The organism is Xanthomonas sp. BRIP62409 (assembly GCF_003992965.1).
Taxonomy (GTDB): Bacteria; Pseudomonadota; Gammaproteobacteria; order Xanthomonadales; family Xanthomonadaceae; genus Xanthomonas; species Xanthomonas euroxanthea.
Map to the genome: position 1 here is coordinate 136,648 of NZ_QEZJ01000017.1, position 25,505 is coordinate 162,152.

The 25,505-nt window shown below is 68.4% G+C and carries 23 protein-coding genes, 1 other RNA gene and 1 pseudogene; 14 read left to right on the forward strand and 11 right to left on the reverse strand.

The window, feature by feature from the left end:
• Positions 1-287 precede the first annotated feature (287 nt).
• A complete protein-coding gene (locus tag EO170_RS06900) occupies positions 288-2,354 on the reverse strand; it encodes a TonB-dependent receptor (RefSeq protein ID WP_126943577.1) in 2,067 nt (688 codons plus the stop codon).
• Positions 2,355-2,517: 163 nt separating this feature from the next.
• Here EO170_RS06900 and EO170_RS06905 point away from each other — a divergent pair, with 163 nt between their 5' ends.
• Positions 2,518-2,934 carry a MerC domain-containing protein gene (locus EO170_RS06905; RefSeq protein ID WP_104581874.1) on the forward strand — a complete coding sequence of 139 codons (417 nt, stop codon included), beginning with the start codon at positions 2,518-2,520 and terminating at the stop codon, positions 2,932-2,934.
• A 136-nt stretch (positions 2,935-3,070) separates the two neighbouring features.
• Positions 3,071-3,253, forward strand: a complete 183-nt coding sequence (locus EO170_RS06910; protein ID WP_016904806.1) for a 30S ribosomal protein THX — start codon at positions 3,071-3,073, stop codon at positions 3,251-3,253.
• Positions 3,254-3,377: 124 nt separating this feature from the next.
• Here the strand turns inward: EO170_RS06910 and EO170_RS06915 are convergent.
• The 4 genes and pseudogenes from EO170_RS06915 to EO170_RS06930 form a co-directional block, all read right to left on the reverse strand.
• Positions 3,378-4,673 (reverse strand): annotated as a pseudogene (locus EO170_RS06915) (chloride channel protein); the annotation flags it as partial.
• A gap of 43 nt (positions 4,674-4,716) precedes the next feature.
• The gene (locus EO170_RS06920) at positions 4,717-6,012 is read right to left on the reverse strand and encodes an ectonucleotide pyrophosphatase/phosphodiesterase (protein ID WP_126943582.1); all 1,296 of its coding nucleotides are present in this window, start codon (positions 6,010-6,012) and stop codon (positions 4,717-4,719) included.
• A 36-nt stretch (positions 6,013-6,048) separates the two neighbouring features.
• The gene (locus tag EO170_RS06925; RefSeq protein ID WP_126943585.1) at positions 6,049-6,591 is read right to left on the reverse strand and encodes a methylated-DNA--[protein]-cysteine S-methyltransferase; all 543 of its coding nucleotides are present in this window, start codon (positions 6,589-6,591) and stop codon (positions 6,049-6,051) included.
• A complete protein-coding gene (locus tag EO170_RS06930) occupies positions 6,588-8,051 on the reverse strand; it encodes an AlkA N-terminal domain-containing protein (RefSeq protein WP_126943588.1) in 1,464 nt (487 codons plus the stop codon). Before EO170_RS06930 ends, EO170_RS06925 begins: the two co-directional genes overlap by 4 nt.
• A gap of 148 nt (positions 8,052-8,199) precedes the next feature.
• Between EO170_RS06930 and EO170_RS06935 the strand changes: the two genes are divergently transcribed.
• From EO170_RS06935 to ubiM, 6 genes are all read left to right on the forward strand, one after another.
• Positions 8,200-9,384: a hypothetical protein gene (locus EO170_RS06935; RefSeq protein ID WP_126943591.1), complete on the forward strand. Its 1,185-nt coding sequence runs from the start codon at positions 8,200-8,202 to the stop codon at positions 9,382-9,384.
• A gap of 63 nt (positions 9,385-9,447) precedes the next feature.
• Positions 9,448-9,696: a hypothetical protein gene (locus EO170_RS06940; protein ID WP_104581880.1), complete on the forward strand. Its 249-nt coding sequence runs from the start codon at positions 9,448-9,450 to the stop codon at positions 9,694-9,696.
• 151 nt (positions 9,697-9,847) lie between these two features.
• Positions 9,848-10,360, forward strand: coding sequence for a DUF4019 domain-containing protein (locus tag EO170_RS06945; RefSeq protein ID WP_126943594.1), 513 nt, complete (start codon positions 9,848-9,850; stop codon positions 10,358-10,360).
• A gap of 25 nt (positions 10,361-10,385) precedes the next feature.
• Positions 10,386-10,787, forward strand: a complete 402-nt coding sequence (locus EO170_RS06950; RefSeq protein WP_104581882.1) for an MAPEG family protein — start codon at positions 10,386-10,388, stop codon at positions 10,785-10,787.
• A 188-nt stretch (positions 10,788-10,975) separates the two neighbouring features.
• Positions 10,976-11,051: non-coding RNA, sX9 sRNA (locus EO170_RS06955), on the forward strand.
• Positions 11,052-11,082: 31 nt separating this feature from the next.
• Entirely contained in the window at positions 11,083-12,261 is a 1,179-nt protein-coding gene (gene ubiM / locus EO170_RS06960; RefSeq protein ID WP_126943597.1) for a 5-demethoxyubiquinol-8 5-hydroxylase UbiM, read from the forward strand.
• Between the two features lie 221 nt (positions 12,262-12,482).
• On the opposite strand, the gene EO170_RS21465 is transcribed toward ubiM, so the two are convergent.
• From EO170_RS21465 to EO170_RS06980, 4 genes are all read right to left on the reverse strand, one after another.
• Complete coding sequence (locus EO170_RS21465; protein WP_164740943.1) at positions 12,483-12,803, reverse strand: hypothetical protein; 321 nt, start codon at positions 12,801-12,803, stop codon at positions 12,483-12,485.
• Complete coding sequence (locus tag EO170_RS06970) at positions 12,800-13,042, reverse strand: RNA-binding S4 domain-containing protein (protein ID WP_126943600.1); 243 nt, start codon at positions 13,040-13,042, stop codon at positions 12,800-12,802. The genes EO170_RS21465 and EO170_RS06970 overlap by 4 nt, the downstream gene beginning before the upstream one ends.
• A 153-nt stretch (positions 13,043-13,195) precedes the next feature.
• Positions 13,196-13,843, reverse strand: coding sequence for a hypothetical protein (locus tag EO170_RS06975; protein WP_126943603.1), 648 nt, complete (start codon positions 13,841-13,843; stop codon positions 13,196-13,198).
• A gap of 27 nt (positions 13,844-13,870) precedes the next feature.
• Positions 13,871-14,371 carry a sigma-70 family RNA polymerase sigma factor gene (locus tag EO170_RS06980; RefSeq protein WP_126943606.1) on the reverse strand — a complete coding sequence of 167 codons (501 nt, stop codon included), beginning with the start codon at positions 14,369-14,371 and terminating at the stop codon, positions 13,871-13,873.
• A 172-nt stretch (positions 14,372-14,543) separates the two neighbouring features.
• Here EO170_RS06980 and EO170_RS06985 point away from each other — a divergent pair, with 172 nt between their 5' ends.
• The 4 genes from EO170_RS06985 (at position 14,544) to EO170_RS07000 (ending at position 21,116) form a co-directional block, all read left to right on the forward strand.
• On the forward strand, positions 14,544-16,469 hold the full coding sequence (locus tag EO170_RS06985) for a DEAD/DEAH box helicase (protein WP_115677590.1): 1,926 nt from the start codon (positions 14,544-14,546) through the stop codon (positions 16,467-16,469).
• Between the two features lie 271 nt (positions 16,470-16,740).
• Complete coding sequence (locus tag EO170_RS06990) at positions 16,741-19,146, forward strand: EAL domain-containing protein (protein WP_164740944.1); 2,406 nt, start codon at positions 16,741-16,743, stop codon at positions 19,144-19,146.
• A gap of 48 nt (positions 19,147-19,194) precedes the next feature.
• Complete coding sequence (locus EO170_RS06995) at positions 19,195-19,917, forward strand: pseudouridine synthase (RefSeq protein WP_016903964.1); 723 nt, start codon at positions 19,195-19,197, stop codon at positions 19,915-19,917.
• A gap of 128 nt (positions 19,918-20,045) precedes the next feature.
• Positions 20,046-21,116: a sensor domain-containing diguanylate cyclase gene (locus tag EO170_RS07000; protein WP_126943609.1), complete on the forward strand. Its 1,071-nt coding sequence runs from the start codon at positions 20,046-20,048 to the stop codon at positions 21,114-21,116.
• Positions 21,117-21,221: 105 nt separating this feature from the next.
• Here EO170_RS07000 and EO170_RS07005 read toward each other — a convergent pair whose 3' ends face one another.
• Both EO170_RS07005 and EO170_RS07010 read right to left on the reverse strand, forming a co-directional pair.
• The gene (locus tag EO170_RS07005; RefSeq protein ID WP_126943612.1) at positions 21,222-22,169 is read right to left on the reverse strand and encodes a DMT family transporter; all 948 of its coding nucleotides are present in this window, start codon (positions 22,167-22,169) and stop codon (positions 21,222-21,224) included.
• Positions 22,170-22,207: 38 nt separating this feature from the next.
• Positions 22,208-23,041 (reverse strand): DUF72 domain-containing protein, encoded by an 834-nt coding sequence (locus tag EO170_RS07010; RefSeq protein ID WP_126943615.1) that lies wholly within the window; start codon positions 23,039-23,041, stop codon positions 22,208-22,210.
• A 294-nt stretch (positions 23,042-23,335) separates the two neighbouring features.
• On the opposite strand from EO170_RS07010, the gene rraA reads away from it, so the two are divergent.
• Both rraA and EO170_RS07020 read left to right on the forward strand, forming a co-directional pair.
• Positions 23,336-23,836 carry a ribonuclease E activity regulator RraA gene (gene rraA / locus EO170_RS07015; RefSeq protein WP_126943618.1) on the forward strand — a complete coding sequence of 167 codons (501 nt, stop codon included), beginning with the start codon at positions 23,336-23,338 and terminating at the stop codon, positions 23,834-23,836.
• A 23-nt stretch (positions 23,837-23,859) separates the two neighbouring features.
• Entirely contained in the window at positions 23,860-25,455 is a 1,596-nt protein-coding gene (locus EO170_RS07020) for a serine hydrolase (RefSeq protein WP_126943622.1), read from the forward strand.
• The last annotated feature ends 50 nt before the right edge of the window (positions 25,456-25,505 follow it).

Consider the following 25,505-nt stretch of genomic DNA (forward strand, 5'->3'; position numbering starts at 1 on the left):
GCCGTTCTAATGGAAGCCCGGGCAAAAGCTGTTGTGCGCCGCATCAGCGGCAGACCGCGATGGCGGGCTGGTCGGCAGCCAGGCAACGCAGGTGCCGGCCCTCCGCAGCGGTGCACGGACCAGGAACGAAGGCGTCCTGCCCGATCGCAACCGGTGCCAAGCGCATCACGTCCCGTCTGCACATGCAGCTGTTTTCCGCCGTGCGACCACCAGCCGGCTGCGCAAGCTGACACATGACGAGGCCGCCCGAAGGCGGCCTCGCTTATGACGGCGGGAGAGAGGTACCGTCAGAAGAACATGCGCACGCCGAACGAGGCGCTGCGGCCGGGAAGCATCACATCGTCCTTGAGGAAGGAGGTGTGCACGCGTGCGTCCTGGTTGGTCAGGTTGTTGCCGTCCAGGAACACTTCCCACGCATTGCTGCCGCGGTCCACGTGGTAGGCCAGATGCGCATCGACGAACGTGTAGCCGTCGGTCGGGGTTTCGTTCACTGCCACCTTGTCCTGCTTCATGGTGCGGGTGGCACCGAGCGAGGCGCGCCATGCATCGGCATTCCAGCGCATCTGCGCGCCGACACGGCCCGGGGCGATGCGCGGCAGGTTGCCGCCATCCTTCAGGCGCGCACGCACGGTGTCGCCGAACACGCGCAGGTCCCACGCGCCGGTGTCGTTGTCGGCCAGATGGAAGGTGGCCTCGCCCTCGAAACCGTGGAAGACCGCATCGTTCTGCGTCCACTGGCGGATCGGCAGGAAGTCGTTGTCCTCTTCGTTGAACCACTGGCCGCCGGTATCGACGATGTAGACGAAGTCGTTGTAGCGGTTGTAGTACGCGGCGATCTTGGCATCGACCCAGGTGTTCTGGAAGTTCAGCCCCAGCTCGGCCTGGTTGGCCTTCTCGGTCTTCAGGTCCGCATCGCCGATCTCGTAGGCGAGGGTGGCGATATGCGGGCCGTTGGCGAACAGCTCCTCCTCGGCCGGCGCGCGCTCGGCATGGTCGAGGTTGGCGGTCAGGCGCCACTGTTCGTTGAAGCGGAAACCGCCGCTGGCCGAGAAGCTGGTCGGGGTGAAGTCGCGGTCCACGCCGATGTCGGTGGTGTACTTGACCTTGTCCACGCGCGCGCCGATTTCGGCGGTGACGCGGTCCCAGCTGTTGCGCGCAACGCCGAACACGCCCAGCGAGCGGGTGTCGGTCTTGGGGACGAAGGATTCTTCGCCCACTGCCTGGAAGGTGGTGTCGCTGCCCTGCAGGCCGAATGCGGTCTGCCAGCCGCCGCCGAAGGTGAAGGAGGCCTCCACGCGGCCTTCGTTGGCGCGCTTGGTGAACACGGTGCCCACTTCTTCGCCTTCGAACTCGGTGTGCGCGTAATCGGTGTGGCCGAAGCTGTAGCGCAATGCACTGCCTTCGCCCCAGGGATCGGTCAGCCCGCCCTTGAGGTCGTAGCGGTCCTGCTGCAGCTTCAACGACACCCCGCGCTCGCCGATCGACAGATCGCCCGGCTCGCCGGGGTTGCCGTAGTTGTCGCGGAAGCGCGAGGCCGACAGGCCGACGAAGCCCCAGTCGCCGGACAGCGAGGCGCCGACCGAGCCGACCTTGGAGTCGATCCAGGAATTGGCCTGGCGTCCTTGCGGGGTGTCGTAATCGTTCTGGTTGCGGTACACGCCGTCGGCATGGATCGACAGGCCACTGCCGTTGCCGGCGTCGACGCGGAACATGTCGGTGTTGCCGTCCTTGTCGCCGCCGTCGAAGCGCACTTCGGCGCGGCCGCTGAAGCCGTCCACCGGGGTTTCGGCAATGCGTCCGTCGACCACGTTGACCACGCCGCCGATCGCGCCGGAGCCGTACAGCAGCGTGGACGGACCCTTGAGCACTTCGATCTGGTTGGCCAGGAACGGCTCGATCGCCGGCGAGTGATCCTGGCTGACCGTGGACACGTCCTGGGTGGACAGGCCGTCGCGCAGCACCGCCACGCGCGGGCCGTCCAGGCCACGGATGATCGGCCGGCCGACGCCGGGGCCGAAGTTGGAACTCTGCACGCCGGGCAGGCTGGCCACGGTTTCGCCCAGGCTGGAACTGCGCACTTCGTCCAGGCGTTCGCCGGCCAGCACTTCGACCGGGCGGCTCAGCTCGCCGGCCGCATCGCGCAGCGGGCTGGCGGTGACGACGACCTTGTCCAGGTCCTTGATGTGGCGGCCGCTGGAAGCGGTGGCGTCGTGGCGCGTGTCCGAGCTGGGCGGGGTCTGCGGGTCGGCAACCGCCGGTGCGTCCGCGGCCATGGCCAGGGCGGGCGTCAGCAGGCTGGTCAGGGCCAGCGAGAGGGTGGAGCGACGAAGCGAGAAAACGGGGCGAGGGTGCATGGCGGGCCGGACTCTGTGGTTGTTACTTTATATCAACGATAAGGCGCAGCTTGGCCACTGCGCCGACGGCGGGACCCGCTCAGCTGCGCGATGCAGTGGTGCGGGCCTGGAACAAGGAAGATGTTATATTATTCCACATCGCCGCGAGCCCCTGCTGGAAGTCATGCCTCTACCGTCTCTTCGCCATGTGCTCGACCGCTTCGGTGCGACCGGTTCGCTGCTGTGCGCCGTGCATTGCGCGGTGCTGCCGCTGGTGCTGGCCCTGGCCCCGTCCCTGGGCCTGTCGTTCTGGCTGGGCGACGGGGTCGAACGGGCCATCGTGGTGTTCGTGACGCTGCTGGGCCTGTTCAGCCTGGTGCTGGGCTATCGCCGGCACAAGGCGCTGCATGCGCTGGCGCTGCTGCTGCCGGGCCTGTTGTTGCTGTGGGCCGGCCTGCTGTACGACCCGCTGCATCACGCGGTGCTGCCGCATGCCGTGGTGATGACGCTCGGCGGCGCGCTGGTCGGCATCGCCCACCTGGTCAATCTGCGTCTGAATCACGGGCACGCCCACGTCCACGACGCCAGCTGCGTCCACTAGCCCGGGCTGCGCGGGCAGGGGCCTACGTGGTAGGCTTGCCGGCCTTGCGCGAGGGCGCCGCCGGCGTAAACCTCGCCAGACCCGTGTTCAGCGCGGGGATTTTGTATTCAGTATTCACATTCAGGAGTCGACGAACATGGGTAAGGGTGACCGCAAGACCGCCAAGGGCAAGCGCTACAATTCCAGCTACGGCAATTCGCGTTCGCACGCGGTGAGCAAGGTCGTCGTGGGTGCAGCTGCCCCGGTTGCCAAGAAGGGCGTGGTCAAGGCGCCGGCCAAGAAGGCTGTCGCCAAGAAGACCGTTGCCAAGGCCGGCTGATCCCTAGCCCGCTTCGCGACACCAGAACGCGGCGCTTGCGCCGCGTTTTTTTATGTCCCGCATCGACGCCGCTGGTTTAGTGCGGCGCTGCCGCAGCCTGCGGTGGGCGTGTCGGCGTCGGTGCCAGCAGCTGTTCGGCCAGGCCGCGATAGATCGGCGTCCTGCACACCAGCCCGGACATGGCACGCGCAATCAGCACGGTGGCCAGGATCGGCAGCAGCATCTGGCTGGTGTCGGTCAGTTCCAGCGAGATCACCGCCGAGGTCAGTGGCGCCTGGGTCACGCCGGTCAGATACGCGCACATGCCCAGCAGCACGAAGGTGCGCGGGTCCACGCCCGGCATCAGCACCGACAGGTTGTGGCCGATGCCGGCACCCACCGCCAGCGCTGGCGAGAACAGCCCGCCCGGAATGCCGGCCAGGTACGAGACCAGGTTGGCCAGCAGCTTCATCAGCCCGAATTCGTGGCCGACCACCGCGTGGCCCTGCACCAGGCTGCGCGCCTGCTCGTAGCCGGTGCCGAACGCGCCCTGCCCGAATACCAGCGCCAGCCCGACCAGGGCCACGCCGCACAGCGCGGCCAGCAGCACCGGATGGCGCTGGCGCAGCGTTGCCAGCCAGCGTGGCTTGCCGCCGACGCTGGCCAGCACCAGGCGCGCGAAGATGCCGCCGAGCAGGCCGGCCACGCAGCCGCAGAGCGCGATCGCCAGCCAGGCCTGGCCCAGCGGCAAGGCCACCGCCACCTTGCCGAAGTAGGTGTAGTTGCCCAACAGGCCCAGCGACACCACGCCGCCGACGATCACCGCGGTCAGCAGGGTGCCGGAGAAGCGGTGTTCGAAGCGCCCGCTCAATTCCTCGATCGCAAACACCACCCCGGCCAGCGGCGTGTTGAACGCCGCGGCGATACCGGCAGCGCCGCCGGCCAGCAGGAAATGCGAGAGCTCGCGCGGATCATGGAACCCGAACCAGCGCCCGAACACATGCATCAGGCTGGCGCCGACATGCACGGTGGGGCCTTCGCGGCCGACCGAGGCGCCACCGAGCAGCGACAAGGTGGTCAGGGCAAGCTTGCCGATCGACACGCGCAGCGACAGATTGCTCTGGCGGAATGCCGCGTCATCATGTTCCAGCGCCGCGATGACCTGCGGAATGCCGCTGCCACGCGTGGGCCGCATTGCACCGGAGGTGAGCCAGGCCAGCAGGGCGAAGATGCCCGGCGTCAGCAGCAGCGCCCACCAGATCGAATGCGCGGTGATGCGCTGGAACACCTGGAAGGCGGCGTCGCTGGCCTTGGCGAACACGATCGCCACCAGTGCCACTGCAATGGCGCCACCCCACAGTGCGGCGCGGCGACGCCAGCCTTCGCTGGACAACAACGGCCGCAGCCGAAGCCGGCGCGGCGAGGGATCAGGAGCAGACATGGCGCCATTGTCGCATCCACGCAGCGCCGCCGCGACGCGTCACTCAGCGCGTATCGGCCGGCGGCACGCGCAAGGCCGGCAGCAGCGTGGCGGGATTGCCATCGTTGGGCGCGGCAGGAATGCCCAGCAAGCGTGTCATCAGCGCATACACATCGACGTTGTCGAAGCCCGGCAAGGTCTTGCCCTGCGCCAGATCCGGGCCCTGCGCCAGGAACACCGCGCGCATCGACGGCAGCGCCGGATCGAAGCCGTGCGAGCCGCGCATCTGATCGCGCGGGCGCTTGGCCAGTTTGTCCGGGAACAGTGCATCCCAGCCTTCGTGCATCTGGCACACGATCGGCGGAATGCGCGGATGGGTGCCGTAGTGCCAGCGTGCCGGCAGCGCCGTCTTGCGCCAGCAGTCGTACTGCGCATGCGCACCCAGCAGGCCGGCTTCGGCGCGGGCCTGCTGTCCCGGCAATGGCGCAAAGCCGATCACCTGCCCGTCGGTCACGGCAGTGGCGATGTCCGGGCGCGCCATGTCTTCCACGCTGATCGCATGCCCGGGCGGCACCTCGGCCATGCCGTGATCGGACACCACGACGATATTGGTGCGCTCGTGCGTGCCGTTGCGCTGCATGCCGGCCAGCAGCCGGCCGATCGCGCCATCCACCGCACGCACGTTGTCGGCGTATTGGCGCGATTCCGGGCCGTGGTCGTGGCCGGCTTCGTCCACGTGTTCGAAATACAGCGTGACCAGGCGATTACGGTCCGCGCCGGAGGCGGCCAGCCACCCCAGCACCTCGTCCACGCGCGCGTCCAGGCTGGTGCCTTCTTCGTAGTGGCGCCACCGCGTGGGGCGCACACCGCCGATCGCCGCCTCGCTGCCGGGCCAGGACCAGGTCGCGGCATGCAGGCCATGCGTTTCCGCGCCGACCCACAGCGGCTCGCCGCCCCACCAGCGCGCATCGCCGACCGCATCCTGCTTGCTCAGCCAGAAGCTCCCCAGCGTCGCATCGCGCATGCTGTTGTGCACGATGCCGTGGTGGTCCGGTCGCAGGCCGGTGACCAGCGTGTAATGATTGGGAAAGGTCAGCGACGGGTACGACGGCGTCATCCAGCGCGCACGCACGCCGTCGTGCGCCAGCTGCGACAGATGCGGTGTGATGCCGCGATCGAGCATGTCCGCGCGCAGGCCGTCGATGGAGATCAGCAGCACGCTGTGCGGTAAATCGCTGTGCGGTGCGTTTGCCGACGCGGGCGCCGCCGGGGCGGGCGCTTGCGTCCTGCGCGAAGGGGCGTGAGAACTACAGGCCGCGAGCAGTGCGAGCGCGGCAAACACAAGACGTCGATCGATCATCGCGCCAGTTTACGGCCTCGCAATGACGTCGCGAAGTCAGCGCGTGCCGGTGGCGGATGCGGCGAACAGGTCGTCGGCCGCCGCGCTCCGGCGCGGTGACCAGCCCTCCAGCTGCAACAGCGCCTGCTTGGTCGGCAGGCCGCCGCCGAAGCCGGTCAGCGCACCATTGGCGCCGATCACGCGATGGCAGGGCAGCACGATCGGGAGTGGATTGCGCCCATTGGCGGCACCGACCGCGCGGCTGGCGGCCGGGCGTCCCACCGCGTGCGCGAGTTGCGCATAGCTCCAGGTCTGCCCGAACGGAATCTGCGCCAGCGTGTGCCAGACCTGCAGCTGGAACGGCGTGCCGGTCGGTGCCAACGGCAGGTCGAAGCTGCGCCGCCCGCCATGCAGGTAATCGAGCAATTGCTCGCGCGCCTCGCGCACCAGCGGCGCATCCGGGGCATGCTGCCAGCGCGCGCGGCCGATCGCGTCGTAGCGGTTCTGCGCGAACAGGATGTGGTGCACGCCGGCAGCATCGGCGGCCACGCTGAGTGCGCCGATCGGCGAGGGAAAGGTGTCGTACTGCAGTGTGCTCATGAACGGGGGTCCTTGCGATCGACAGCGAGATGCCAAAGGTGCAACACGGCGTAGGCGCGCCAGGGTCGCCAGGCCTGCGAGCGCGCTTCGGTGGCACGCTCGCTCAGGCGCTCGGGGGTGCCGAGCACCTGCTGCAGGATCAGGTCGCCGGCCGGAAACGCATCCGGATGCGAGAGCGCACGCATGGCGATGTAGTGCGCAGTCCACGGCCCGATGCCGGGCAAGGCCGTGCAGGCGGCGACGAACTCGGGCAGGCGCTGGCCGGCGCCGAAATGCAGCCGCCCTTGCGCACACGCCGAGGCCAGCGCACGCAACGTGGCGGCGCGTGCACGCGGCAGGCCGAGCTGTTCCAGCGGCGCTTCGGCCAGCTGTGCCGGAGTCGGAAAGATGCGGTCCAGGCCGGGCGGCATCTCCACATGACGGCCGCCATGCCGATCGACCAGCCGCGCCGCCAGCGTCGCCGCACCGGCCACGCTGATCTGCTGGCCCAGCACGGCGCGCACGGCCACTTCGAAGCCGTCCCACCCACCCGGTACGCGCAGGCCGGGGCGGCGCGCGATCGCCTCGGCCAGCAGCGGCTCGGCCGCCAGCGTGGCGTGCACCGCCTGCAGGTCTGCATCCAGATCGAACAGCCGGCGCACCCGCCGTACGATCTGCGGGATCTGGCGCGGGTCGGTCGCGCCGATGCGCAGCAGCAACTCCGCACGCTGCGGCGCCGCGCTGACCTCGATCAGCGTCGCGTTGCCCGGGGTGCCGATCACGCGCCGGTAGCCGCTGGCGTCGACCTGCTCGATACCGGGAATCGCGCGGCGCTGCAGAAACGCCAGCATTGCCGGCAGGTCCAGCGGCGGGCGATAGCCCAGGCGCAGGGTCAACGCACCACCCGGAACCTCGGCACGCTGCTTGCGCAGCGCCGATGGCGGCATCCCGCAGCCTTCCAGGAAGGCTGCATTGAAGCGACGCAGGCTGTTGAAGCCGGCCGCCAGTGCGACCTCGGTCACCGGCAATGCGGTCTCGGTCAGCAACTGCTTGGCCAGCAGCAGCCGGCGCGTGCCGTGCACCTGGATCGGGGTGGCACCGAGCTGCTGCACGAACTGCCGCTGCAGCTGGCGCGCGCTCAGGCCCACCGCATCGGCCAGGGTCTGCACCGGCTGCTCCTGCAGGGCGCCGTCGGCAATCATCGCCAATGCGCGTTGCACACTCTCTTCGCCCAGGTGCTGCTGCGCCTGCGGCGACAGCTCGGGGCGGCAGCGCAGGCACGGCCGGTAGCCGGCGGCACTGGCTGCCGCTGCGCTGGGGTAATAGCTGATGTTGCCCGGCTTGGGCGGCGGTGCCGGGCACACCGGGCGGCAGTAGATGCCGGTGCTGCGCACCGCGGTGAAGAACAGCCCGTCGAAGCGCGCATCGCGCGCCAGGCGGGCGCGGTCGCATTGGAGTCGGTCGGGCGTGGCGGTCTGCATGGCGCCAGTCTATGCGCTCACTCCAGCCGCGGCTGGCCGTTTTCGGACAGGGTTGCACTGCGCCTGTGTGTTCATGGCAGGGTCAAACGGTGGGCGCGTTCAGCCATAGACTGAGGGTGATCTCCGTCGCGGTCCGTTGCCTGACATCATGCTGAAACTGCTCTGCCTGTCCCTTTCCTGCCTGCTGGCGCTGGTGGCCTGTGACCGCACCGGTACCTCGGCCGATGCCGCCGCCACGCAACAGGGCGGCGCGGGGCAGGGCGATGGCGACCACATGGTGTCGGTGGACACGCCCGAGCCGGCAGCGCCGCCGCCGCGGCCACGCGCGCAGGCGGGCGAGGCCGGCTGGCCGCAGGCGGAGCTGGACGCGGGCAAGGCCTGGATCAGTTGCGCCACCGATTACAGCAGCGACGCCGGCGACGGCACGCTGCTGCCGGCGCTGGACCGCGCCAGCGTGGAGGCGGCGCTGGCGCCATGCCGCGATACCGGCCTGCTGCGGGTGCGCTATGCCGGCAAGATCAACGCCGGCTTCGCAGCGTTGGTGTGGCGGCTGGCCACGGTGGCCGGGCAATTGCAGTTGCCGCATCGCATCCTGGACCTGGATTCCAGCGGCGGGCAGGTGGAAGCGGCGATCCGCGCCGGCGATGTGATCGGCGAATCCAACTGGACCATCTGGGTGCGCGAAGGCTCGATCTGCCACAGCGCCTGCGTGTTCGTGCTGGCCGCCGGCGACAACCGGCTGGTGGCCGGCAAGGTCGGCATCCACCGCATGATGCGGATCAGTTCCAAGGCCACCTCGCGCGCGGAACTCAACCGCGAATTGCGCGAGGTCTACGGCAACGTCAAGGATTATCTGGAGCGCAACGGCGTGGCGGTGGCGGTGGCCGACCTGATGATGACCGTGCCCAATCGCAGCCTGCGCCTGCTGACGATGGACGAGCTGCGCGAATACGGGCTGGATGGCACCAACGCGGTGCAGGACGATCTGGAGCGCATCCGCCAGATGCGCAAGTGCGGCGACGCCTTCGTGCGCCGCAAGGACGCGTTCCTGGTCGCCTTCGATCACAAGTGCAAGGGCGAGGGCGCCGATCTGGAGGCGGTCAACGCCTGTGGCCTGGCCTTGAAGCAGCGCTTCGGGTTTCCCGATGCGGCCTGCCCGGAAGAAAGCCCGCTGGCCGAAACCGATGCCGCCGCGCTGCCGGCAACCGCCGCACCGGACGCCGCGGCGGCGGCCGACGCATCGACCGCCGCGCCAACCGCCGCGCCAACCGAGGCGCCGGACGCGGCGCCCGCCGCCGAGCCTGTGCCGGGGCCCGCCCAGGGCGACGGCTGAGCTTCACGCGCACCCCACTGCCGGCTGCCTATGGTCGCGGCATATCACGGAGCCGGGGGCGCCATGCTCGGGAAGACAAAAGGTGTTGCGCTGGCGTATCTGCCATCGGCGTTGCTGGTGCTGGCCGGATTCGGCGTGGCCGAGCTCCTGCAGGTGATTGCTGCGGCCAGCCGGGTGCAGTGGCCGGCCACGCTGGCAGTGTGGCTGAGCCTGGTGGCGCTGATCGCGGCCATCGCCCGCGCGCTGTGGATCAGCTGGCGGCTATGGCGGCCGCGCGGCGTCGCGGCGGTTCCGCCCGGCGGCGAAGTCTGATGTGGTCAGGGCCGGCACGGATTGCCCGCACCCGGCTCCTGCAATCGTCGCGCACTCACCGCTGCATGCAGCACAGGTCTTAAACTGCCGCACCCGCCACCCGCCCGCGTTGGCTCCCATTCGTTCGCTCCGTACAAGGTCAATCTGCCCCATGTTCCGTCCTCGTCTGCTTGCCGCGCTGTTGTTGGCTCCCTCGCTGGTCTTGGCCCAACAGCCGCAGACCGCTGCACGTCCGGCTGCCGCTGCGCCGACGGCTGCGCCCGCGGTCAACCCGGCGCAGCAGGCGCAGCTGGTCAAACAGAACACCGAGATGACCCAGGCGGCATTGCGGGTGGCGCAGATGGTCGATGCCAACCAGGTGGCCTCGCTGTGGGATGGCGCCTCCAGCGTCGCCAAGACCGCGGTCAAGCGCGATGCCTTCGTGAGCCAGATCGGTGCCGAACGTGCGCGCCTGGGGGCGGTGGTCGGACGCGGGCAGGGCTCGGTGACGCGGGTCAAATACGCCGCCGGCGCGCAGGTGCCCGAAGGCCTGTACGTCAACGTCAGCTTCCCGACCCGCTTTGCCAAGGCCCAGCAGCCGGTGCGCGAGCTGGTGTCGTTCCGCCTGGACGAGGACAAGACCTGGCGGCTCGCCGGGTACAGCCTGCGCGCGTCGATCAAGTGATCTTGCAGCGCATCGGGAGACCCGCGTGGAACTGACCATCGAACTACAGATGCTGGGCTGGGCCATGGTGCTCGGTCTGGTGCAACTGCTGGCCGCCTCGGCCAGCATGACCGCCCAGCGCGGGACCAAGTGGAATGCCAGCGCACGCGATGGCGACGCCAAGCCGTTGACCGGCATTGCGGCGCGGCTGGATCGCGCATTCCGCAACTATCTGGAGACCTTCCCGATCTTCGCGGCCGCCGTCCTGGCGGTGAGCGTTGCCGGCCGTACCAGTGCAGACACCGCGCTGGGCGTGCAGCTGTACCTGTGGGCGCGCGTGGCTTACGTGCCGGCGTATGCGGCGGGGATTCCCTACCTGCGCAGCGCAATCTGGGTGGTGTCGTTCTGGGGCATCGTCAAACTGGTGCGGGCGTTGCTGGGCTGGTGACGCAGGCCGGGCTACGTGCGCGCAGCCGGTGGCACAGTGACCGAGAAAACGCAGCAATAAGTCGCGCGCCCGCGACTGTTCGGTTGCTGCTTGATCCTGATCAAGTCCGGCCAGCATCACCGCCGTTAAACTGAGAGCCGCTATCAAGACGGCTGCGCTCACGTCCAGGCGGGCGTGCCGGGTGCGGCAGGTGCCACGCGGACATGCCGGTTGCTCTGCGCTGACCGCATCCACCTGACCACGGCACGCAAGGTCTTGTCAGCTTCTCTGGATTTCGGTGGTAAAGGAGCGCGGCATGCAATCGGTGGATATCGCAGTCATTGGTGCCGGGCCGGTTGGCCTGAGTTTTGCGCGCTCCCTGGCCGGCAGTGGCCTGTCGGTGCTGGTAGTCGATCAGCAGCCACGCGTGCAGCTGGCCGAGCCGGCCTTCGACGGGCGCGAGATCGCCCTGACCCATGCCTCGCGTGCACTGCTGGAGCAACTGGGCATCTGGCAGCAATTTCCCGCCGATGCGATCTCGCCGCTGCGCGACGCCCGCGTCATGGACGGGCATTCGCACTTCGCATTGACCTTCGCTGCCTCCGCGCGGGGTGCCGGCGATCTGGGCTGGCTGGTGCCCAATCATCTGATCCGTCGCGCGGCCTGGCAGGCGGTGCAGGCGCAAGGTGCGTTTGAGATGCGCTGCGCCTGCACGCTGCAGGCCGTGCAGCAGGAACGCGACTGCGTGACGCTGCAGTTGTCCGATGGGGAAACGGTGTCGGCGCGCCTGCTGGTGGCGGCCGACAGCCGGTTTTCCACTACCCGGCGCCTGCTCGGCATCGGCGCGCAGCTGCGTGATTTCGGCAAGACCATGCTGGTGTGCCGGATGCGCCATGCGCTGCCGCACCGGCATGCCGCCTGGGAGTGGTTTGGCTACGGCAAGACGCTGGCGTTGTTGCCGCTGCAGGGCAATCGCGCCGGTGCGGTGCTGACCCTGCCGCCGCGACAGGTGGAGGCCTTGCTGGCGATGGAGGCGGCGGACTTCAGTGCGGCGGTGACCGAGGCGTTCGAGCATCGGCTCGGGCCGATGCAGCAGGACGGCAGCCGGCATGCCTATCCGCTGGTGGCCGCCTATGCACAACGCTTTATCGCCGAGCGTGCCGCGTTGATCGGCGACGCGGCGGTGGGCATGCACCCGGTCACCGCGCACGGCTTCAATTTTGGATTGCAGAGCCAGACGCGCCTGGCCGAGCGTGTGTGCGCCGCTGCCGCAGCCGGCCGCGACATCGGGGCTGCGGCCTTGCTGCAGGGGTACGAGCGGGCGCACCGGCTGGCGACGCGGCCGCTGTATGAAGCGACCAACGCGCTGGCCGCGCTGTACACCGACGACCGTGCGCCGGCCCGCCTGCTGCGACGTGGTGCCTTGCGTGCGGCGCATGCGGTGGCGCCGTTCAAGCAGGCGATTGCGGCGCATCTGACCCAGCGCAGCGTCTGAGGTATCGAAGTGGGAGCGGGGAGGCGCAGTGCGTGCAGCGCTGCGCTGTGGCCCTCATGCGCAGTGGCTTGTAATGGTGTTCGACATGCGGGCGGGCAATGCGGTCAGCGGCCCGTTCGCGGATGCTGGTGCGGCAATCGTGCGGGCTCGGTCAGCTCGGCTGTCATCAGGGCTGTCATCAGGCGCGCCGCAGTCAGGACGCGGCCATCAGGACGCAGCCATCAGGCCGGCGCATCGACCCGCGCAAGAATCGCATCGATCGCGGTGCGCGCATCGCCGCTGCGCAAGGCCTGTTCCAGCAGTGGAATCACCCAGGCGCAGCCGGCCTTGGTCACGTCTGCGCGCCAGCCGCCGGGCCAGCCTTCCAGTTCGTGCAAGGCCAGCATGCTGCAACCGCCGCGCTCGGCGTGACCGCCACGGATCGACTGCTCGAACCAGAACGGCGTGTCCGATTCGACGTCGATCGAAAAGATGTAGACATCGTGGTCCGGATCGTCCGCCGAGGGCGCGTTGTTGCGCCAGCTGACCTGCACCACGCTCATTCTGCCGGCTCCGCATCGGGGTCCAGCGCCAGCACGCGGATCTCCACATCGTCCAGGTGCACGCACTGGCCGGGGCGGATCTTGGCGGTCTTGCGCAGTTCCTGCACGCCATCGACGCTGACCGCGCCGCTGGCGACGATCGCCTTGCCCTGGCCACCGCTGTCGGCAATACCGGCCAGCTTGAGCAACTGGTTGAGTTCGATGTACTCGCCGTCCAGGTCGAATTCCAGATATTGCATGGTGCGCTCGGTGACAGGAAGACGGCGATTATCCGCCTGTCGCAGCCGGCAACACCACCGTGCCGAACGCAGCCCCGGCAGGTGGAGTCGTGCGCGACGCAGGCGTACCAGCGGCATCCGCCACGCCGGCGTCGCGGTGCGGCGTCGGCAAGCTTATTCGCGTCGAAAGCGTGCAATCTCGTCGAGCATGCTTTCGGCGCGCACGACGCCGGGCCCGGCATGCGCGTTGTCGATGCGTTCCAGCCACGGATGGCGTTTGCGCTGCAGCCGTCGATAGCCGAGCCAGGTGCCGATGCCGCCGAGCACGCCCACCAGCAGATTGAGCAGCAGCCAGTCGTGCGGCAGGGTCAGGCCGGTCAGCCCGCGCCAGCCGGCGTCCGCAACGGCCACCCACAGTACCCAGAACGCCACGCCCAGCCACGGGGCCACCCGCGTGCGCCAGCGCCGCAACTGCGCGAGCGCGCGCTGCGTCGGCAGCAGCGGTCCGGCAAAGTCCAGTTGCGCCAGCAGCTGCAGCTGCCGTAGTGCGGAGATCGCCAGCGCAATGCTCCACAGCTGCAGCAGCACGCCGCCGATGATCGCCGCAACCTGATCAGTATGGGCAAGCCAGCTGCGCGCGATCACGATGTGCAGCGCCACGGCGCACAGCAATTGCGCGGACTGGCTCAGCCACAGCGGGCGCAGGCTGGTGCGCGCCGCATGGCCACGCACCTGGCCGATGATGTGACCGATCTGCGTGCCGTGCTGGTCCAGGCGGTGTTCCATCGCGTGCCAGGCGCGTTGCATGTCGTCGAGTTCCATCGAATGTTCCTTGGGCGAAGTGGGTGGTCAGAGTTCGGCGCGGATGCGCGCCTTGAGGCGGCTGAGTTTCGTGGCGACATTGGTCTCGCTGATGCCGAGCACCTCGCCGATCTCGCGGTAGCTGTGCGCGTCCAGGTACAGCAGCATCAAGGCGCGTTCCAGCGGTGGCAGGTGGGCGATGAAGCCGTGGAGCGCGGCGACCTGCTGCGCGTGTGCCGGGTCGCGCGCCAGCGGATCGGCGATGCTGGCGGCCACCGCCTCCAGCGGGAGCGGGTCCTGCGGTGCGCGGCTGCGGCCGCGCAGATCGCTGATCGCCACGTTCAAGGCAATGCGGTACATCCAGGTGGAAAAGCGCCGGCCGGCATCGTAGCCGGGGAACGCGCGCCATAACTGCACGGTGATGTCTTGCGCCAGCTCGGCGCGGTCGTCCGGGTTCCAGCAATAGCTGGCCGCGACCTTCAGGACGATGCCGCGGTGCTGCTGCAGCAACGCGTTGAAGCGGGTGTGCAGGTCTGTTTCCAGGGACATGGCTCCGGCCGGGTGGGTGGATGACAAGGGTCGAGGAGATGATTCGCCGCAGTGGGCGAATCCTCACAAGCTGAACGGACTGTCACGGAAATTTCGACAGCGGGGGGCCTGAGGGCGCACACTATGCTGCTTTGCGCCTGCCGGCTCCGTGCGGCGCCTCCGGAGTTACCCAATGACCCAAGAATCTCCCGCGCCGCTGCTGTTTGCAGACCTCGGCCTCTCAGACGCTGTGATGAAGGCGGTTGCCGCCGTCGGCTACGAGTCGCCGTCGCCGATCCAGGCCGCCACCATTCCCGCGCTGCTGGCCGGCCGCGACGTGCTTGGCCAGGCGCAGACCGGCACCGGCAAGACCGCCGCGTTCGCGCTGCCGGTGCTGTCCAATGCCGACCTCAACCAGCTCAAGCCGCAGGCGCTGGTGCTGGCCCCGACCCGCGAGCTTGCCATCCAGGTCGCCGAGGCGTTCCAGAAATATGCCGAAGCCATTCCCGGCTTCCGCGTGCTGCCGGTCTACGGCGGCCAGCCCTACGCGCAGCAGCTGAGCGCGCTCAAGCGCGGCGTGCATGTGGTGGTTGGCACTCCCGGCCGGGTGATCGATCACCTGGATCGTGGCACGCTGGACCTGTCCCAGCTCAAGACGCTGGTGCTGGACGAAGCCGACGAAATGCTGCGCATGGGCTTCATCGACGACGTCGAAGCGGTGCTGAAGAAGTTGCCGGAGAAACGCCAGGTGGCGCTGTTCTCGGCAACCATGCCGCCGGCGATCCGCCGCATCGCGCAGACCTATCTGAAAGACCCGGCCGAAGTCACCATCGCGGCCAAGACCACCACCTCGGCCAACATCCGCCAGCGCTACTGGTGGGTGAGCGGCCTGCACAAGCTGGACGCGCTGACCCGCATCCTGGAAGTCGAGCCGTTCGACGGCATGATCATCTTCGCGCGCACCAAGGCCGCCACCGAAGAGCTGGCGCAGAAGCTGCAGGCACGTGGCATGGCCGCGGCGGCCATCAATGGCGACATGCAGCAGGCCGCCCGCGAGAAGACCATTGCCCAGCTCAAGGACGGCAAGCTCGACATCCTGGTCGCCACCGACGTGGCCGCGCGCGGCCTGGACGTGGAGCGCGTCAGCCATGTGCTGAACTACGACATCCCGTACGACACCGAAAGCTACGTGCACCGCATCGGCCGTACCGGCCGTGCCGGCCGCAACGGCGACGCGATCCTGTTCGTCACCCCGCGCGAGAAGGGCATGCTGCGTTCGATCGAGCGCGCCACCCGCCAGCCGATCGAAGAGATGCAGCTGCCGAGCGTGGATGCGGTCAACGACACCCGCGTGGCACGGTTCATGACCCGCATCACCGAGACCCTGGCCGGCGGCCAGATCGAGATGTATCGCGATCTGCTGCAGCGCTACGAGAGCGAGAACAACGTGCCGGCGATCGATATCGCCGCGGCGATGGCCAAGTTGCTGCAGGGTGATGCGCCGTTCCTGCTGACCCCGCCGGTGCGTGGCGCACGCGAGGAGTTCGCCCCGCGCGAGCGCAATGATCGCGGCGACCGTGGCGAGCGTCCGCGCTTCGAGCCGAAGTTCGAGCGTGGCCCGCGTGCCGATGGTGAGCGCGCGGCACGCCCGCCGCGTGCAGAGCGTCCGGCCTTTGCCGATGATGGCGCCGGTGCCGAGCGTCCGCGTCGCGACCCGGTTGCGCCGCGCGGCGAGCCGGAGTTCGGCATGGAGAGCTACCGCATCGAAGTGGGCCACACCCACGGCGTGAAGCCGGCCAATATCGTCGGCGCGATCGCCAACGAAGCCGGCCTGGAAAGCCGCTACATCGGCCGTATCGACATCCAGGACGACTATTCGATCCTGGACCTGCCGGCCGACATGCCGCGCGAGCTGCTGACGCACCTGAAGAAAGTGTGGGTGTCCGGCCAGCAGCTCAACATGCGCAAGCTGGAAGACGGCGAGGCGGCTGCAGCGCCGTCCAGGCCGCGCTTCCCGCGCGGCGGCAAGCCGTCCGGCCGCCCGAATGGCCCGAACCGTCCGATGGACCGTGCCGGCGCGCCGCATCGCAAGGGCCCGCCCAAGCCCCGCGGCGAGTAAGCGCCGCTGAGGACCCGGCAGCGTTCGGCGGTCCTGCCGTCGCTGCGGGGCGCCGTGGTCGTTATGTTGGTTGATGCATATCGGACTGCAGGCGTCACGCGCTGACGCCTCGGGATTGCCGGCAGCGTCCTGCCGGCCAGGCGAAGTGCCTGCGTCGACCGTGGTCAAGCAGGCGCTGCCATACAGACTGCGCCATTGCGGCCGCTACTGCCTTCAGGCGCCCACTGGGCGCCTGAATCGCATGGGGCGGCGGCAGGGTTCGAGGGTGACAATGGCGCAGATGGCGGGCGGTACCGGCGGTAGGCAGACCATGCATCTGATGCGCGGCTGGCTGACGCTTCCCTTGGCCTTGTTGATCGGCATGGCCATCAGCATGGCGGTGCTCTCTGCGCTGATGATCGAGATCCAGTCCGGAGCGACGGCCTGGATCGTCGGCCAGAGCCACTGGTCCAATGCCCAGCAGGAGTCGGTGTACTGGCTGGAGCGCTACCTGGGGAGCGGCGATCCGGCCGACCTGCAGGCCGCCTGCCGCGCGCTGGAAGTGCCGCTCGGCGACCGCGCGGCCCGCGAGGCGGTCGAGCAACCGGTGATCGACTGGAGCGCGGTCCATGCCGGGCTGGCGGCCGGCCGCAATGCCCCTGAGGACATGCCGAAAATGGTGCGGCTGTATCGCTACGGCCATGTCTTTCCGTATCTGGGCGACGCCATCGCGATGTGGAAACACACCGATGCCGACCTGTTGCAGCTGAGCGCGCTGGCCGACCGGGCCGCCTCGGTGCAGGCCGCCAGCCGCCCGGATCCGCGCGCGCTGCAGGCCCTGCGCGATGAGCTGCATCTGCTCGATGGCCGCATGCGCAGCGATACGGCGCAGTTCCAGGCGCTGCTGGTCCGCTGCGCGCGGCTGCTGCACGACATGATGGTGATCTGCAGCCTGGCGACCTTGCTGCTGGTGCTGACCACCTGCGTGCTGGCGATGCGCCGCATCGGCGATTACCTGCTCTCGCACGAAGGCCGCTTTCGCACCGCGTTCCAACAGGCGGCGCTGGGCATGGTCAAGTTCGACCTGCGCGGCCGCGTGCTCGATGCCAATGCCTCGATGGCCAACATCCTGCGCTACCGGCCCGAAGAGCTGCAGGCCTGCACGCTGGCCGAGGTGATGCATCCGGACGACATCGCGCTGGACAGCCGCGGCCTGGTCGACTGGCCGGCCCTGCTGCAGTCCGGCGAGCGACGCTTCCTGCGCGCCGATGGCGGGGTGATGTGGGGGCGCTGGAGCGCGTCGCTGGTGGAGCCCGGCCCGGAGGAGCCGACCCTGGTGCTGGCAGTGATCGAAGACGTCTCGCATGCGCACGAGCTGGCCGATGAAGTCGCCTTCCATGCGCGCCACGATGCCTTGACCGGCCTGATCAACCGCCGCGAGATCGAACGCCGGCTGCTGCGCCTGATCGAGCCGCCGCAATCGCCGCAGCTCCGCCATGCGCTGTGCTTCGTCGACCTGGATCACTTCAAGCTGGTCAACGACACCTTCGGGCATGCGGTGGGCGACAAGTTCCTGTGCCACTTCGCCGATGTGATCACCATGCAGCTGCGCCCCGGCGACTGGCTGGGGCGACTGGGTGGCGACGAGTTCGCGATCCTGCTGGCCAATACCGACCTGGCGCAGGCGCAAACCGTGCTCGAGCGCATGCACGCGGTGCTGGGTCAGCCGTGGAGCCACCAGGGCGGGCGGCCGCTGACGCCCGGTTGCAGCTTCGGCGTGGTGGAAATCCGCCAGGGCGCCAGCGACGTCAATGCCTTGATGACCGCCGCCGACCTGGCCTGTTACGCAGCCAAGGAAGAGGGGCGCAACCGGATTCGCTGTTTCGGCGAAAACGATCTGGCGCTGGCGCGGCGCCGCCACGACGGCGGCTGGATCAGCGCGGTGCAGCAGGCCATCGCCGAGGACCGCCTGCTGCTGTATGCGCAGAAGATCCAGGTGTTGCGCGATCCGGGACGCCTGCAGTACGAAGTGCTGGTGCGCATGCGCGCGGGTGACGGGCGGGTGCTGAGTCCGGGCGAATTCCTGCCTGCGGTGGAACGCTACGGCCTGGGGCGCATGGTCGACGTGCATGTGCTGGAAACGCTGTGCGCGCAGCTGGCGGCCAATCCGCTGCACCTGGCCGCGCTGGATCTGTGCCACGTCAACCTGTCTGCGCAGTCGATCGCGCAAGCGGATTTTCTCGATTTCGTGTGCGCCCTGTTCGAGCGCTATCCGAGCCTGGTGCCCAAGCTGTGCATGGAAATCACCGAGACCGCCGTCATTGGCGATCTGGAGCACGCGCGGCGCTTCGTGCAGAGCGTGCGCGCGCGCGGCTGCCATGTGGCGCTGGACGATTTCGGCAGCGGCCTGGCCTCGTTCGGCTATCTCAAGCAGTTCACCGTGGATGTCCTCAAGATCGATTGCGGCTTCGTACGCAACTACGCACACGACGCGGTGGACCGTGCGGCGGTGCATTCGATCGCGCAGGTGGGCCTGGCGCTGGGCATCGAAGTGGTGGCCGAGGGCGTGGAGTCGGAGGCGGACATTCCCGGCCTGCACGAGGCCGGAGTGGGCCAGGTGCAGGGTTTCAGCCTGCATCGTCCATGCCCGCTCGACGAGTTGCTGCACGCCGGGCAGCCGCTGCTGGCGGTGTCCTGATCGCACATGGGTGCACGCGGGGCGCTGCAAATCGCCGATAATCGGCCGATGACGACCCGACTCAACAAATACATCGCCGAAACCGGCTTCTGCTCCCGCCGCGAGGCCGATCGCCTGATCGGCGAACGCCGGGTCACCGTCAATGGCGTGGCCGCCGGCACCGGTGCGGTGGTAGGCGAGGACGACACCGTGCTGGTGGACGGCCAGCCACTGCGCACGCGCGCCGCCAGCAAGCCCGGTGGGCGCAAGCATGTCTACATCGCGCTCAACAAGCCGGTGGGCATCACCTGCACCACCGAAAGTTCGGTCAAGGGCAACATCGTCGAATTCGTCGGCCACGAACAGCGCATCTTTCCGGTCGGCCGGCTCGACAAGGAGTCCGAGGGGCTGATCCTGATGACCAGCAATGGCAACATCGTCAACGAGATCCTGCGCGCGGAAAATCGCCACCAGAAGGAATATCTGGTGGCGGTCAACAAGCCGGTCACCGACGAATTCCTGCGTGGCATGGCGCGCGGCGTGCGCATCCACAACGAGACCACGTTGCCGTGCCGCACCGCGCGCATCGCCAAGTTCGGCTTCCGCATCGTGCTGGAGCAGGGCTTGAACCGGCAGATCCGCCTGATGTCCGCCGAATTCGGCTACCGCGTGACCCAGCTGCGCCGTGTGCGCATCGACAACATCAAGCTGGCCGCGCTCAAGCCCGGGCAGTGGCGCAACCTCAGTGATGCGGAATTGCGCGGATTGCTGCCGCAACGCACCGATTGGTGATGGGGCCCGGCGCGATCGGCCGCACATAGCGGCACGGTGCGCCGGCTGCGCATGTGCAGCCCGATGGCCGCGCATGACCGGCTCGGTCATACTTGCGCCGCTGACAGCCAGCTGGGGGAGCAGGCAGCGTGATCAAACCGACATTGCCGGACAACGAAACCGAACGACTGGCCGCGCTGCGTCAGTACGAGGTGCTGGATTCGCCGCCCGAGCGTGCCTTCGACGACCTCACCATGATCGCGTCCACGTTGTGCCAGACGCAGATGGCGGCGGTGGTGCTGGTGGACGAGCAGCGGCAATGGTTCAAGTCCGCACATGGCGCGCCGCGTAGCGAAGCGTCGCGCGATATCTCGTTCTGCGCGCATGCGATCCTGCGCCCGGACGAAGTGATGATGGTCGACGACACCTTGCTCGACCCGCGCTTCCACGACAATCCGATGGTGACCGGCAGCTCTGCGGTGCGCTTCTATGCCGGCGCGCCGTTGGTGACCAGCGGCGGCATGGCACTGGGCTCGCTCTGCGTGTTCGACCAGACCCCGGCGCATCTGCGCGAAGAGCAGCGGCAGGCGCTGCAGGCATTGTCGCGGCAGGCCGCACATCTGCTGGAACTGCGCCTGGCCGGCAAGCGCCTGCGCCAGCAACTGCATGAGCGCCAATGGTACGAACAGCAGCTGGCAAGTTACTACGCGCAAATGGATGCCTTGAACGCCGATCTGGTCGAGCAGACCCGCACCGATCCGCTGACCGGCCTGCCCAATCGACGTGCGTTTGCGGCAGCCCTGGGCGTGGCCATGGAACAGACGCGTGCGGCGGGCCAGCCGTTATCGGTGGCGTTGCTGGACGTGGACCACTTCAAGACCGTCAACGACGTGCACGGGCACGATCAGGGCGATGTGGTGCTGCGCGAGCTATCGGCGTTGCTGCGCGCGCATGTGGCCGGTGCCGGCACCATCGCGCGTTACGGCGGCGAGGAATTCGTGCTGCTGCTGCCCGATGTGGATCTGCTGCAGGCACGCGTGCAGTGCGAATACCTGCGCCAGAGCGTGGCAGTGATGACGATCGCGCTGCCGGTGACGGTGAGTATCGGCGTGGCCACGCTGCATCCGCAGGAAAGCGCGGACGCGGTGATCAAGCGCGCCGACCAGGCCCTGTATGCGGCCAAGCGGGGCGGGCGCGACCAGGTGGTGGCGTTGGCATAGGTGTGGTTGTGATCGTGGTGATGTGCGGGCGTTGCTGCGTTATCGACAAGGCCGGTCGCGGCCTGGGCCGCTCCTACGACGACGGTTGTTGCTTGTGCGGTGCCGTCAGTCGACGATGTTTTTTGCTTCGGCGGTGCCGAGCAGTTCCGGATGCACGATCGTGCGTCGGCGTTCCAGCACCGGATGCAGGAACACCGCGCCGAGAATGATCGCCACGCCGAGATAGAACTGCAGGGTCAACTCGCGTTGCTCGCCGAGCAGGGCGATCGCCAGCACGATGGCGTAGACCGGTTCGAGATTGGTCACCAGCTGCACCGAGTAGGCGCTGAGATGGCGCAGCGCCACCAGCGCCAGCGCAAACGGCAGCAGGGTGCAGGCCAGCGATAGCACCAGCAGCAGGATGCCGTCGTGCAGGCCGGGAACGATCAGCAGATCGCCATGCAGCGACGGCAGCACCAACGGCATGGCCGGTGCCAGCACGGTCAAGGTCAGCGTGCCGGCACCGAGTTCCAGTGCGGTGACGGTGAGCGGGTCGGCATGCGCGACCATGCGCTTGTTGAGCGAGCCGAACAGGCCCACGAACACCGCAGAAATCGCGCCGACCACCACGCCGGCACGCATGCCATCGGGCACCCCGCCGACCACCAGGGCCACCCCGGGCAGCACCGCCAGGCCGAACAGCAATTCGCGCGGGCGGAAGGGGCGCTGCGTCACCCATGGCTCGATCACTGCAGTGAACACCGGCGCCAGCGCGATGCAGGTCGCCGCCACCGAGGCATTGGCCAGCTTGATCGCGCCGTAGAAGGTCAGCCAGTGCAGGGCCACCAATGCGCCGATGCCGCAATAGCCCAGCACCACGCGCGCGGACAGGCCGCGCAGCCCGCGCCATACCCGCGGCAACAGCGCCAGTGCCACCACCACGATCAACATGCGCCACCACACCAACGGCAACGCCGGCAGCGTGATCAGCTTGCCCAGGATCGCGGTGATGCCCCAGAGCAGGACGCAGAAATGGATTTGCAGTTGCGCCTTGCGCAGGTCGGTCATGGCCATGCGCCATTGTCGCGCAAGACGCGCCGCAACGCCGCTGCCTAGCGCGCCCCCAACGCCTGCAGCAATGCCATTGCCGCCGCCGGATTGCGCTCCTTGGCGGCGCTGATGAAAAACACGAACACCTCGCGTGGGGTGACCTTGACGTGCGTGGCCGCGTCGACATGCGGCAGGTCCTCCGGATCGTCGCCGCGCCGCCAGGCCTGGATGCGCTCGGCCCAGCGCGCCAGTGCCGGCGCAGGGTAACCGGCATGCAGGCGCGCCTGGCTGCGCATCAAGCGCGCATAGACGAAGTCGGTGGACAGATCGGCAAAGGACGGGTGCGCGTCCGAGTCGGTGAACACCGTGGCCACCCCATGCCGGCGCACCAGTGCCAGCAGCGAGGCATCCACCGCGTCGTGGTCGCGGATTTCCAGCACATGGCGCAGCACGCGCTTGCCGGCGCGCTTGGGCAGCAACGACAGGAACGCGTCCAGGTCGTCGGCCTGCAGCCGGTGCCCCTGTTCGAACTGCCACACCAGCGGACCCAGCGTGTCGCCGAGCTCGACAATGCCGCCGATGAAGTCGTCCACCTGCGCCTGGGTGCCGGCCAGTTTGCGCGACTGGGTGATGCGGCGCGGTGCCTTGGCCGAGAACACGAACCCGGGCGGCACCTGCTCGCGCCACTTCGCGTAGGTCGCCGGCTTCTGTGCCCCGTAGTAGGTGCCGTTGATCTCGATGGCGGTGAGGTGGCGGCTTGCGTATTCCAGCTCGCGGCGTTGTACCAGCCCTTCCGGATAGAACATCCCCGCTCGCCACGGCGCATACACCCAGCCGCCGATACCGACGTGGATGCCATCGAGCGCGGGCGGGGTGGCGGCGAACAGATCGGTCATGAGGGATTCCACGTTGGCGTGAGCGCGTGCCTGGCATGTCGGGTGCACGCACCTGTGGCAGGCCGCCCCGATGATAGCCCCGCCGGCTTCGCCGTGACGCCCCGCGGTTGTCGCAGCGTCCGCGCGCACGCCCAGGCAGGCGCGGCCGTTGCCCGGGACCATCTGCAGGCAAGGGATGGATAGCGATCCAGGCGCAGCCGGCCAAGCGGCGCGGCGATCGGAGGCCTCCTCGGCGGCTTACGCGGACGCGGCCATGCCGCTACCATCGCAGCTCGCCACTTCCGGACCGCAGCGATGACCTGGACCACGCCCGATCTGTGTGACCGCTTTCCCGAGGTGAGCATCGCCGAACCGGTGTTCCGCTCCTACGGCGCACGTGGGGCATTCTCCGGGCCGATCGTCACCGTGCGCTGTTTCGAGGACAACTCGCGCGTGCGCGAACTGGCCGCCACGCCCGGCGACGGACGGGTGCTGGTGGTGGACGGGCAGGGCTCGTTGAAGCACGCACTGCTGGGCGACCAGATCGCCGCACAGGCGCTCGCCAATGGCTGGGCCGGCGTGTTGATCCACGGCTGCGTGCGCGATGTGGAGATCCTGGCCACGCTGCCGCTGGGCGTGCTGGCGCTGGGCGCCTGCCCGCGCCGCACCGAGCGGCGCGATCTGGGCGATGTGGATGTGCCGGTGAATTTTGCCGGCGTGGCCTTCGTGCCCGGCCATTGGCTGTATGCCGATGGCAACGGCGTGTTGGTGGCACCGCTGCCGCTGTCGCTGGACAGTGCGGGCGGATCGATCTGAGCGACATGCGAGGACCTGGGATAGTGACCGTGAACCGATGGCTGAGTGGAGGCGTGCTGATGCTGGCAAGCGTGGTGGCGACGACGCAGGCGGCCGAGCTTCCCGCCGGCATGCAGCAGTTCGACGCGCAGATGGAGCGCGTGCGCGAGCAGTTCGATGTGCCCGGCATTGCGGTGGCCATCGTCAAGGATGGGCAGGTGGTGCTGGAGCGCGGCTACGGCGTGCGCGAGATCGGCAAGCCTGCGCCGGTGCAGGCCGATACGCTGTTCGCGATCGCCTCCAACACCAAGGCCTTCACTGCCGCGTCGCTGTCGATCCTGGCCGACGAGGGCAAGCTCTCGCTCGACGACAAGGTCGTCGATCACCTGCCGTGGTTCCGCATGTCCGACCCGTACGTCAGCGGCGAGATGCGCCTGCGCGATCTGCTCGCGCACCGCAGCGGCCTGAGCCTGGGCGCGGGCGACCTGTTGTTCTGGCCGACCACCAGCTACAGCACCGACGAGGTGGTGCAGCGCCTGTCCAAGGTGCCGTTGAAGGGCGGTTTCCGCGATCGCTACGCCTACGACAACATCTTGTACGCGGTGGCGCAGAAGGTGATCGAGCAGGTCTCCGGGCAGAGCTATGCGGCGTTCCTGCAGCAACGCATCTTCGCCCCGGTCGGCATGCGCGGCACGCGCTTCAATGCCGACCATCTGCAGCCGGGCGACAACGCGGCGGTGGGCCATGCCAAATACGACTTCATCCAGCTGCGCACCGTCGCGCCGCTGACCTGGTCCAACAATTCCGGTGCCGGCGGCATCTATGCCAGCGCGCACGACATGGCGCTGTGGATGAAGGTGCAACTGGCCGGCGGCATTCTGCCCGATGGCACGCCGCTGTTCAGTGCCAAACGGCAGCAGGAGATGTGGTCGATGATCACGCCGATCGCGATTGCCGAACCGGCCGTGCCGGAGCTGGCGGCAGCACGGCCCAATTTTTCCGGCTACGGCGAAGGCTGGAGCCTGAGCGATTACCGCGGCCATCGGCTGGTCTGGCACACCGGCGGCTGGCCGGGCATGGTGTCGCGGCTGACGCTGGTGCCCGACCAGCAACTGGGTGTGGTGGTGTTGACCAACCAGGAAGTCGGCGCGGCCTTCAATGCGGTGACCCTGCAGGTGCTGGATGCGTTCCTGCAGGTGCCGGCCACCGATTGGACCGCCGCCTATGCCAAGGCCGTGGCCAAGGCCGATGGCGATGCGGACACCAGCTGGAAGAAGCATCTGGACGCACGTGCAGCGCGCTCCACGCCGTCGCTGCCGTTACGCAGCTATGCGGCGACCTATCGCGACCCGTGGTACGGCGATGTGGTGATCCGTCAGGACGGCAAGCGCCTGCGTCTGCAGTTTTCCAGGACCGCGCAATTGATCGGCACGCTGGAGCATTGGCAGCACGACAGCTTCATCGTGCGCTGGGACGACCGCTCATTGAATGCCGATGCCTTCGTCAATTTCGCGCTGACCCCGGATGGCGCGGTGCGCGAGATGCGGATGGAGGCGGTGTCGCCGCTGACCGATTTCAGCTTCGATTTCCAGGATCTGGTGTTGACGCCGGTGGCGGCAGCGCAGCCGACGCAGAAGTGAGGCCTCGCTGATCCTTGCGGCGGCCATCGCCACTGCCCCGAGCGTGCGGT